The sequence below is a fragment of the Kitasatospora sp. NPDC054795 genome (assembly GCF_053611565.1).
The window spans coordinates 41,834-52,972 of the sequence record NZ_JBSHAP010000064.1 but is presented as its reverse complement, the minus strand read 5'-3'; the positions used below and the strand labels follow the sequence as shown (position 1 = coordinate 52,972).

Below are 11,139 nucleotides of genomic sequence, written 5' to 3'. Positions count from 1 at the left end.
GGCGGCGTCGAGGTGGCCGATGTTGCCCTTGACCGAGCCGAGGGCCCAGGACCCGGTGTCGCCGAACGCCCGTGACAACGCCTGCACCTCGATCGGGTCGCCCAGCGAGGTGCCCGTGCCGTGCGCCTCGACGTAGTCGATGTCCGTGGGTGCGAGGCCCGCGCCGGCGAGCGCGGCGGAGATGACCGCGGCCTGGCCGGTGACGCTCGGGGCGGTGAAACCGACCTTCACCGCGCCGTCGTTGTTGATCGCCGAGCCCCTGATCACGGCGTGGACGGTGTCGCCGTCGGCCAGCGCGTCCTCCAACCGCTTCAGCGCCACCAGACCGACACCCGTCCCGAAGACCGTGCCCCGGGCGTCCGCGTCGAACGGGCGGACGTGCCCGTCGGGGGACACGAAGGACCCGTCCTGGTGCAGGTAGCCGGTGCCCGGGTTCGGGTCGACGTGGACGCCACCCGCCAGGGCGAGGTCGCACTCCCCGGCGAGCAGGCTCCGGCAGGCGGTGTGGGCGGCGACCAGCGCGGTCGAGCAGGCGGCGCGCAGCGAGACCGCGGGGCCCTTCAGGTCCAGCTTGTACGACACCCGGGAGGCCAGGAAGGCGAGTTCGTTGGCCACCAGGATCTGGGTCCGGCCCAGGGTGTCCACGATCTGCTGGTGCGAGTAGACGTGCTGGACGTAGCGGTTGGCCCCCGCGCCGCCGAAGACACCGGTTCTGCCCTCGTACCGGGCGGCGTCGTAGCCGGCATGCTCCAGCGCCTCCCAGGCCGTCTCCAGGAAGAGCCGGTGCTGCGGGTCCATCACCTCGGCCTCGCGGGCGGTGTACCCGAAGAACTCCGCGTCGAACAGGTCGCTGCCGGCGAAGGCGGGCGCGGCCTTGACGTAGTTCGGCTGTCCGAAGACTTCGGGCGGCACCCCGGCCGCCGTCAGCTCCTCGTCGGTCAGGGCGACGATCGACTCGACGCCGTCGCGCAGGTTCGACCAGTACTCGGTCAGGTCCTTCGCGCCGGGGAAGCGTCCCGCCATCCCGATGATCGCGACACCACCGCGCGCCGCCGTCACCGCGTCGCCCGGAGGTTGTCGACGAGCGCGCCGAGGGTGCGCACGGTGGGGCCCTCGTAGACGATGGTCAGCGGTACGGCCACCGCCAGCTCCTGACGCAGTCGATGGACAACCTGCAGGCCGAGCAGTGAACTGCCGCCCAGTTCGAAGAAGTTGTCCTGCACGCCGACACTCTCCAGGCCGAGCAGCTCCTGCCAGATCTCCGCCACCCGGTGTTCGGTCTCGCCGTTCGGGGCGACGAACGGGTTGCGCAGGTTGGGGCGCTCGTGCCGGGCGGCCGGGGCCGGCGCCTCGGCCACCGGGTCGGCCCACAGCTCGTGACGCAACGTCAGATCACCGGTGGAAGTGATGATCTGCGCCTGGGGCACCGCGTCGAGCAGGGCGTCGAACACCTGTCGGCCCTCGGCCGGGGCGAGTGCCAACTCGCGTACTGCCGCGCCGAGTTCGGAATTCGCCCGGTCCTCCTCGGAGAAGTGCCAGGCCTCCCAGTTGACGCTGGTCCAGGGCAGGGCCGCGCTGTGGTGCCGCTGGGCGAAGGCGTCGAGCGCGGCGTTCGCGGCGGCGTACGCACCGAAGCCGAGTCCGCCGAGCAGCGAGGCGATCGAGGAGCAGATGACGGCGAAGTCCACCTGCTGGTCGGCCAGCACCTCGTGCAGCACCTGCGTGCCGTAGAGCTTGGGGCCGAAGTGCCAGGAGGCCTCCTCCGCACCCAGGACCGCGACCTCCCGGTGGGCCGCCGTGCCGGTCGTGCCGGCGCAGTGCAGCACGCCGTCGATCGGGCCGAACTCCCGCAGGACGCGCTCCTTCAGGGAGAGCATGGCCGTGCGGTCGGAGACGTCCGTGGCGGTCACCAGTACCTCGGAGCCGAGCGCCTCGATCTCCTGGACGGCACGGATCGCGGACCGGACCGCTTCCGGGTGCTGCGGATCGGCCCAGCTCTCCCGGGGCGGCAGACCCGTCCGTCCGAGCAGCACCAGGCGCACCTTGGCCCGGTCGGCGAGGGCGCGGGCCATCAGCAGGCCGATCTTCCCGAGGCCGCCGGTGACCAGGTACACCCCGCCGGGGCGGACCGGGGACCCATCCCGCGGGCGCGGCGCGCCGGTCACGTACGTCGGCGCCCAGCGGTGCCGACCGCGCAGCGCGATGGTGCGCTCGGCGGGCGGGGCGGTGAGGTCGGCCAGCAGCTGGTCGACCAGCCGGGGTACGGCCTGCGGGCCTTCGGGGCGGAGGTCGAAGTGGACGCAGCTGAGCGAGGGGTACTCCTGCGGCAGCACCCGGCACAGGCCCTGGACGGTGGCCTTCGGCGGGCAGAGCGGCTCGTCCCCGAGGACGGCGTGCACCTCGGAGGACAGCACGTCCCAGCGCTGCCGCTGCGTCATCAGCTCGGCCTCGGTGGCCTGGACCCAGTGGACCAGGCTGTCGAAGGAGCGGTGCAGCAGGGCCCGGACGTCCTCGGGCGCCGTGGCCCGGTCGGCGTCGTCGCCGACGCTCCAGCAGTGCACCACCCGACCGGGCAGCGGCCCCTCGGCGCGCAGTGCCTCGGCGAGCCGGTCGAAGTGCTCCGGCCGGGCGGGGTCGAGGACGTACTCGCGCTCGCTCTTGCGGTGCCACTCGGCTCCCCGGGAGACCGTGCGCACGGTGGCGCCGAGACCTTCGAGGCGGTCGGCGAGGTGGTGGCCGACACCGGTCCCGTCCGCGAAGACGAGCCAGCGCTCGTCGGCCGGGCCGACCTCGGCGGGCCGCGGTGCGCCGGCCAGCCGCTGCCAGGACGGCGTGTAGAACCACTGGGGCAGGTCGCCGCGCCGCTGCTGGGCCGAGCCGCTGCCGGGCCGGGCGGTGCCGGGTTCGAGCCAGTAGGTGCGCCGCTCGAAGGGGTAGGTGGGGAGCGGGACCCGCCGGGCGCCGGCCGTGGCCGGGAAGGGGCGCTCCCGGCCGGCGAGCCAGAGGCGTCCGGCGGCCCGCAGGAGTGCGGTGCGGTCGCTCTGCCCGAGGAAGGCGCCGGGAAGGGACGGGAGGACGACCCGGTCGGTGCCGGCGGCGGCGGGGTGCTGGATGGCCCCGGGGGTCAGGGCCGGCGCGGGGCCGATCTCGACGATCGCGATGTCCGGGACGGACCACAGGGTGGCCAGGCCGTCCGCGAACCGCACGCTCTCCCGTACGTGCCGGGCCCAGTACTCGGGGCTGGTGGCCTCGTCGTCGGTGATCCAGGTGCCGGTCAGGTTGGAGACGAACGGCACGGCCGGGGCGTTCAGCCGGACCGAGCGGACCAGTTCGGCGTAGCGCTCGACGACCGGGTCCATCATCGGGGAGTGGAAGGCGAAGCGGGTGGTCAGCCGGCGGGTGGCGATGCCGGCGGCCAGCAGTTCGCCGGCCACCCGCTCGATGCCCTCGACGGTGCCGGAGAGCACGCAGGTCTGCGGGCCGTTGATCGCGGCGAGGCAGACCTCCGCGTCGGTGTACCGTGCGACGGCCTCCTCGGAGAGCGGCACGGCGAGCATCGCGCCCTCGCCCTGCTCCTCGATCAGCCGGGCGCGCTCCGCGACCAGGCGCAGGGCGTCGGGCAGCGAGAAGACCCCGGCCGCACAGGCCGCGACGTACTCGCCCAGGCTGTGACCGATCATCACCTCGGGCTCGACCCCCCGGGCGGCCCAGAGCTTGACCAGGGCGTACTCGAGGGCGAACACCGCGGGGTAGCCGAGGCGCGGCTGGTCCAGCGGGTGCTCGCTGCGCTCCGGCTGGAGCAGCAGCCTGCTGAAGTCGAAGGGCTGCCCGGGGGCGGCGTCCGCGGACTCGTCGACGGTGAACACGAGTTCGCGGATGTCCGTGCCGAGCAGCGGCTCCAGCAGTCCGGCGCACTCGTCCATCGCTGCCCTGAACTCCGGTTCCTGAGCGTAGAGTTCGCGCGCCATGCCGGGGAACTGGGAGCCGAAGCCGGTGAACATGAAGGCCACCGGCCGGTGCGGGGCCTCGGGCGCGGTCGCGGTGAGCAGCCGACCGTCGTCGCGGGCGTCGAGCGCCGCCAGGGCCTCCTCGGTGCCGCCGGCCACCAGCATCCGTCGGTACGGGAACGCCCGGCGGCCCTGCTGGAGGGTGAACGCGACATCGGCCAGCGGGAGTTCGGGGTGCGCCCGGAGGTGGTCGTGCAGCTGGTCGGTGGCCGCCTCCAGGGCCTCCGGGCTCTTCGCGGAGAGCACCAGCAGCTGCTCGGCGCCGTCGGCCTGCCGGGATTCGCGCGGCAGCTCCGGGGCCTGTTCGAGGATGACGTGGGCGTTGGTGCCGCCGAGGCCGAAGGAGCTGACCCCGGCGCGGCGCGGGCCGTCGCCCTCGGGCCAGGGCAGCAGCTCGGTGTTGACGTAGAAAGGGCTGCCGGCCAGGTCGATCCGCGGGTTGGGCCGCTCGAAGTGCAGGGTGGGCGGCAGCTGCCCGTGCTCCACCGCCAGCACGGTCTTGATCAGGCCGGCGACCCCGGCGGCCGAGTCGAGGTGGCCGATGTTGGTCTTGGCGGAGCCGAGGGCGCACCTGCGCTCCCCGACCCCGGAGTAGGCCGAGGCGAGTGCGGAGAACTCGATCGGGTCGCCCAGGACGGTGGCCGTCCCGTGCAGCTCGATGTAGCCGATGCTCTCGGCCGGCACGTCCGCGTTCGCCAGCGCGGCGGAGATGACGGCGGACTGGGTGGCGGCGCCGGGCGCGCTGAAGCCGGCCCGGCGGGAGCCGTCGTTGTTCAGCGCGGAGCCCTTGATGACCGCGTGGATGTGGTCGTCGTCGGTGATCGCGTCCTTGAGGCGCTTGAGCACCACCATGCCGACGCCGTCGCCGCCCACCGTCCCCTGGGCGCGGGCGTCGAAGGTGCGGCAGTAGCCGTCCGGCGAGAAGATGCCGTCCGGGCGGTAGACGTAGCCCTTGCTCCTGGTCCCGTCGACGGCGACGCCGCCGGCCAGCGCGGTGTCGCACTGGTAGGCCAGCAGCGCCTGGCACGCCTCGACCACGGCGACCAGTGACGTGGAGCAGGCGGACTGGATGTTGAGGGCGGGGCCCTCCAGGCCGAGCTTGTAGGAGACCCGGCTGGCGAGGAAGTCCGGCCGGTTGCCGATCACCGTCTGCTTGTCGCCGAGGATCTGCGCGGCGCCGGGCTGGGAGGCGATGTTGAAGAGCAGGTAGGTGTTGTTGCCCGCGCCCGCGTAGACGCCGACCGGGCCGTCCTGCCGATCGGTGTCGTATCCGGAGCTCTCCAGGGCGGCCCAGGCGCATTCGAGCAGGACCCGGTGCTGCGGGTCCATGAGTTCGGCCTCGCGCGGGGAGTAGCCGAAGAAGGCGGCGTCGAACTTCTCGCTGTCCGCCAGCGGGTAGCCCGCGCCGACGAAGTTCGGGTCGGCCAGGGTGGCGGCGTCCACGCCCCGGGCGGCGAGCTCCTCGTCCTCGAAGCGGGTGACGGAGCAGACGCCCGCCTTGAGGTTGCTCCAGTACTCCTCGACCGTCCGGGCGCCGGGGAAGCGGCCGGCCATGCCGACGACGGCGATGTCCAGACTGTCGTCGAACTCGGAGAAGCCGTCGGCCTGTTCGGAGTCCAGCTCGGCGTCCACGGTGGGGTCGAGCTCGGGGGAGTACTCACTCATGGTGACCTCGCTTCGCTTGCAGCTGCTGCCGGCGGCGCTTCAGCAGGGCGTTCTGCTGGGCGCTCCTGCCGCGGGTGGCGGCCGGTGCCACCCCCTGCCTCTGCTGCGAGAGCAGCTCGGCCTGGGCCCGGACGGTGGTGTGCTGGAACAGGTCGAGCAGGTCGACCTCCCGGCCGGTCGTCGCCCGGAGCCGGTGGTGCAGCCCGACCATGAGCAGGGAGTGCCCGCCGATGTCGAAGAAGTTCTGGTCGGTGCCGACCGCCTCGGTGTGGAGGACCTCCTGCCACACCTGCGCCACCAGTCGCTCCAGTTCGTTCCGCGGGGGCAGCGGCGCGGTGGCGGGCTCGGCGGGCCGGGGCAGCCTGCCGCGGTCGACCTTGCCGTGCCCGGAGAGCGGCAGCCGGTCCAGCGTCACCATCGCCTGCGGCACCATGTGCGGGGAGAGCCGGTCCCGCAGGTGGCGCTCCAGCCCGGCGGTGCTGAACCCGGGGCCGTGCGGCTCGATGTAGGCGACCACCCGCCGGTCGCCGGGGACGTCCTCGCGGACGACGGCGATGGCGTGGCGCACCTCGGGGTGGCTCTTCAGGCCGGCCTCGATCTCGCCCAGGGCGACCCGGAAGCCGCGGACCTTGATCTGGTCGTCGCGCCGGCCGAGGAAGGCGATCGTCCCGTCGGCCAGGCGGCGGACGATGTCGCCGGTGCGGTAGAGGCGGGAGCCCGGCCCGCCGCCGAGGGTGTCCGGGACGAAGGCCGCCGCGGTGAGGTCCTCCCGGCGGTGGTAGCCGCGGGCGAGGTTGCCGCCGCCGATCAGCAGCTCTCCGACGACGCCGACGGGCGTGGGCCGGCCCGCCGCGTCCACCACGTGGGCCCGGGTGCCCGGGAGCGGAACGCCGATCGGCGCGGTCTCCCACTCCGCCTCCGGGTGGTCGGCCACGGCGAGGGTCAGCACACCGACGGTGGTCTCGGTCGGACCGTAGTGGTTGAAGACCCGGCAGTGCGGGACGAGGCGCTGGAGGGCGCGCAGCCAGCGCCAGTCGGAGGCCTCGCCGCCGATGACCAGCAGGCGGCGCGGCAGGAGCTCGGCGAAGCGCGGCGAGGTCTGGAGGGCCCGGAGGTGGGAGGGTGCGATCTTCAGGCAGTCGACCCCCCGGGTCTGCACCCAGTCGGCCAGCCTCTCCGCGTCCAGCGCGACGTCACGGGAGATCAGCTGGACCTCGCCGCCCGTGCACAGCGGCGGGGCGAAGGCCGTGACACTGGAGTCCACCGTCAGCGGCTGCACCATCGCGTAGCTGAGCGGCCCGTCGATGCCGAGCCGCCGGACGACGGCGCGGGTGTAGCCGACGAGCTGGCGGTGCTCGATCACCACGCCCTTGGGCTTGCCGGTGGAGCCGGAGGTGTAGAGCAGGTACGCGGCGTCCCCCGGGGCCGAGTGCCCGGCCGGCGGGTCCTCGTCCGGCCGGCCGGCCAGCACGGTCAGCCCGGCGTCGAGCTCGACCACCCGGTGTCCGGTGTCGAGCGGGGCCGTCGCCACCACGATCCGCACGGCCGCGTCGGCGAGGATGCCGTTGCGCCGCTCGGCCGGGTCGTTCAGGTCCACCGGTACGTACGCGCCACCGGCCTTGAGGATGCCGAGCACGGCCACCATCAGCCGTACGTCGCGATCGGCGCAGAGGCCCACCGTCACCTCGGGGCCGACACCGCTCTCCCGCAGCAGGTGGGCCAGCTGGTTGGCCCGGGAGTTGAGTTCCCGGTAGCTGAGGGCGGCGCCCTCGGAACGGACGGCGATCGCCCCGGGGGTGCGGGCGGCCTGCTCCTCGAAGAGCCGGTGGAAGCACCGGTCCGCCGGCTCGCCCGGGACGCCGTTCAGCGCCTCGATGACGCGCTCCTCCCCGGCGGTGAGCAGGGGCAGCTCGGCCACCGACCGGTCCGGATCGGCCGTCGCGCCTTCGAGCAGGCGCAGCAGGTGGTCCACCGCGCGGCGGGCGGTGGCCGGGTCGAGGACGTCGGTGGCGAACACCAGCTGACCGGTCAGTTCGCCGTCGACGTAGCAGAGTTGGAGATCCAGGTCGCAGGAGGTGGTCTCGGGCACGGGACGCGGTTCCGGCCGGAAGGAGAAACCCGGCCAGAGGTGGACGGCCGCGCCGGTGCGGACCTCTTCGGCCGCCGCCAGCGCGGCGCCCGCCCGCCGGACCAGGTCCCGGAAGCTCCCGCCGGCCTCGACGCGGACCGGCGTGGTCACCCCGGCGCCGTTGGTCACCCCGACCGCGAGCTCGGTCTGTCCGCCGTACCGGTGCAGCAGGGCCAGGTGGAGGGCGAAGGCCGCCGCCGGGAGCCCTCCTCCGCAGGCCTCACCCAGCTGCCGCAGGGCGGCGGTCGCCCCGGCGGGGACGACGAGGGGGACCGAGCCGGCCCGGTGGTCGCGCCGGGCCGGAGGCGTCCGGTCCAACGGGAGCTCCGGGGCGGCGGGCAGCTCGGCGGGGCGCCCTTCGGCATCGGGGCCGGGCACGGGAGGTGCGGGGTGGCGCAGTGTCATGAGGGTTGCCTCGAGGAGTCTGGGGGCAGGACGTACGTCACCCGTCTCGCCGGAACGGGCCACGGCTACGCGGATCGCTTGGTGCAGAGATAGACCTGGTTGCGGCGGTGGTCGGCGGGGACGTCGATGATCTCGACCGTCTCCGAGAGCGAGTGCAGCAGCGCCTCGAACGGGCCGGCGGCGTAGCGGTTGAGCCAGATGTAGCCGTCGGCCGTATCGCGCCGCAGCAGCACCTCGGTCTCCCGCGGCACCTGGAACATGCAGATCACCACGGTGCGGCGGGAGACCCGGAACAGTTCGCGGACGGCGGTCTCGTAGTACGGCAGGCTCTCCAGCACGTGCCGGCAGTTCACCACGTCGAACGAGCCTTCGGGGAAGGTGAGGTCGGTGACGCTCATCCGCTCCCACCGTGCCTCGGGGTGGAGCGCGCGGCAGTCGTCGATGGCGGCCTCGTTGATGTCGATGCCGGTGTAGTCGACCTCCAGGCCCGCCGTCAGCAGGTGGCGGTAGGTGACCCCGGAGATGACACCGCAGTCGAGCAGTTCGAACGGTTCCTCGCCGTGCAGTGCCGCGATCCGCTCGGTCACGACCGCGTGCGAGGGGTGTCCGGCCCGGGACTCCTCGCTCATGTGAGCCATGTCAGAGGTGTGCGCCCAGAGCGATCTCGTGTTCACTGCGTTGATCCTCCGTACTGCTGGAGCGGAGCCGGTCATGACGGCACGGCCGTCCGGACGGTGGCTGTCGGGAAAGTGCCGGGCGGGCGCGGGACGCCGCCGGACCAGGGCCGTCGGGCGGTGGACGGTCCGGAGGGCCGTTCCAGGGCTTCCGCGGGCGCGGCACCCGGTTCCCCGTCACCCTCCGGACCGGGAGAACCCTGGGAGCCGGCGGTGCGCGCGTGACATCCGTCCCGTCCCGGCGCACGGGAACTGATGTCACATCAGAAAGCCGCACCTTCCTGGGACTCGGTGTCGAAGACGGCGTCCGGGCCGAACATCCGGGCGTGCTTCGCCGCGGCGAGGGCCAGCGTGCCGCTCGCGTCGCGGGCGCTCGCGACCTCGGCCAGTTGGTTGACCACGGCGGGCTTCGCCAACGTCTGATCGCGCAGCTCGGGGGAGCGGGACATCAGGACCATGGCCGCGGTGGTGTAGCCCGACTCGGCCCAGGACTCCCAGATCGCGTCGCGGTCCTGCTCCTGGCCCGCGAAGAGCTCCTCGCGACGATCGTGCCGACGCGTGGGAACCGGGCTCCGGCCGGCGGCCTCCGTGCGCAACCGGACGCGGCGGCCCGCGATGTAGGCGACGGCAGCGCCCTTGCGGATGGCGAAGTTCAGGGCCTGGGCCGCCGTGTCCACCACCGGCTCACCCTTGTCGTTCAGGGAGGTGTTGCACACCATCGGCACCCCCGTGGCTTGCCGGAACGCTTCGATCGCCCGGTGGAGCAGGGGGTTGGTCTCGGCGGACAGGGTCTGACGCCGGGCCGAATCGTCGAGATGGAGGACGGCCGGGACCAGGCGGCGCTTGGACTCGGTCACGTACGCCGTCTCGAGCATGTAGGGCGAGGGCCAGGGGTCCTCGAACCACTCGCCGCTGTACTCCTCCAGGACGATCGGGGCCACGGGGCGCCACCACTGTCGGCTCTTCCAGTCGTTCAGCAGCTCCTTCGACCGGGGTGAGCGGGGATCGGCGAGGATGCTCCGGTGGCCCAGTGCGCGCGGACCGATCTCGGCCGCTCCGTCCGCCCACACCAGCGGTCCGGTGGAGAGATCCTCGACGAACCGGGCCTCGGTGAATTCCTCGACGTCCTCGATGAAGTCGTCGAAGTGCTGCAGCGCGCTCTCGACGTCGGTGAGCTCGGAGCCGTGGTAGGCGGACGTGAGCCGGAAACCACCGCCCGGGAGCAGTCCCTCGCCGAGCAGGCCGAGGAGGCCGATCCCGAGGGACTGGCCGGAGTCGTTCGCGCTCGGCGGAGTGAGCAGGCCCTTGAATCCGTAGCGGCGCAGGAGGAAGGAGTTGGTCGGACAGTTGAGGGCGAAGCCCCCGCTCAGGGAGAGGTACGCCTGGCGCGGGTCCACCCCTGCCGACTCGAGCAGCCGGTCGACGTTGCGCACCATGACGAGCTCGCAGGCCGTCTGGACGATCTTCATGACCGCGGACTGCAGGTGCTCCTGGTGGGTGAAGCGGCTGTCCGGCTCCATGGACGGCAACTGGGACTCGGCCGCACGAATCACGGCCTGGACGAAGGGAAGTGTGTCGACCAGCGGTACTCGTCGGCCTCCGAACAGCTCCAGCTCCCGCACCGCGGCCTCGGTGTCGAAGGCGATTTCGGTGGGGCAGGCCGACGCCAGGGCCATCAGGGTGCCCGGCTCCCTGCCGAACTCCGATGACGCGGCGTCATAAATCGGGGCCGGGGATTCGACCGGAGCGAAGTCGACGTCGCCCTTGGCCGACACGCAGCCGGTGTACCAGTACTTCTTGCCCGTCCGGTCGAGGCCGAAGTCGGGCCGGCCGTCCAGGGCCAGTCCGATGATGGTCTCGCTGCGGAACACCTCGGAGTCGAGGAGCAGTCCGCTGTAGAGGTGGGCGAGGCTGTGGACCGGGAAGTCCTCGGTGCCCGCCGGCAGCTTGATGTCGGCGTGGTGCGGCAGGCCGGGCGTGCCCCAGGACAGGCTCACGTCCTCCGGGGAGAGCCCCTCGGCCGCGAGCAGTTCGGACAGCACCTTGTTGTAGCGGTCGACGGTGAAGAGCGGCCAGAAGTGGTGCTTCTGTCCGCTGACGCGCTCGAGCTCCCAGACTCTGACGAGTTCGACCCGCGAGTCGTGACTGCGCCAGAGCGCGATGTTCTGGTCATGGCGCGGTGCGATGACGGACAAGCCGCCGGGCGGGGAGATGTAGCTCGACAGGAAGTACTTCGCGGCTGGGTACGCGGTCACGATGT

At 72.8% G+C, this 11,139-nt stretch carries 5 protein-coding genes; all 5 read right to left on the bottom strand.

The window, feature by feature from the left end:
- On the bottom strand, nt 1-1,059 hold a 1,059-nt coding region (locus ACWGJO_RS23100), incomplete at its 3' end, for a beta-ketoacyl [acyl carrier protein] synthase domain-containing protein (RefSeq protein ID WP_452186401.1).
- Nucleotides 1,056-5,672, bottom strand: coding sequence for an SDR family NAD(P)-dependent oxidoreductase (locus tag ACWGJO_RS23095; protein ID WP_452186399.1), 4,617 nt, complete (start codon nt 5,670-5,672; stop codon nt 1,056-1,058). The genes ACWGJO_RS23100 and ACWGJO_RS23095, both read right to left, overlap by 4 nt.
- Nucleotides 5,665-8,205 carry a non-ribosomal peptide synthetase gene (locus ACWGJO_RS23090; protein WP_452186397.1) on the bottom strand — a complete coding sequence of 847 codons (2,541 nt, stop codon included), beginning with the start codon at nt 8,203-8,205 and terminating at the stop codon, nt 5,665-5,667. Before ACWGJO_RS23090 ends, ACWGJO_RS23095 begins: the two co-directional genes overlap by 8 nt.
- A 65-nt stretch (nt 8,206-8,270) precedes the next feature.
- On the bottom strand, nt 8,271-8,834 hold the full coding sequence (locus tag ACWGJO_RS23085) for a class I SAM-dependent methyltransferase (protein WP_452186395.1): 564 nt from the start codon (nt 8,832-8,834) through the stop codon (nt 8,271-8,273).
- A 308-nt stretch (nt 8,835-9,142) separates the two neighbouring features.
- Nucleotides 9,143-11,134: a carbamoyltransferase C-terminal domain-containing protein gene (locus tag ACWGJO_RS23080; protein ID WP_452186393.1), complete on the bottom strand. Its 1,992-nt coding sequence runs from the start codon at nt 11,132-11,134 to the stop codon at nt 9,143-9,145.
- Nucleotides 11,135-11,139: the final 5 nt, after the last annotated feature.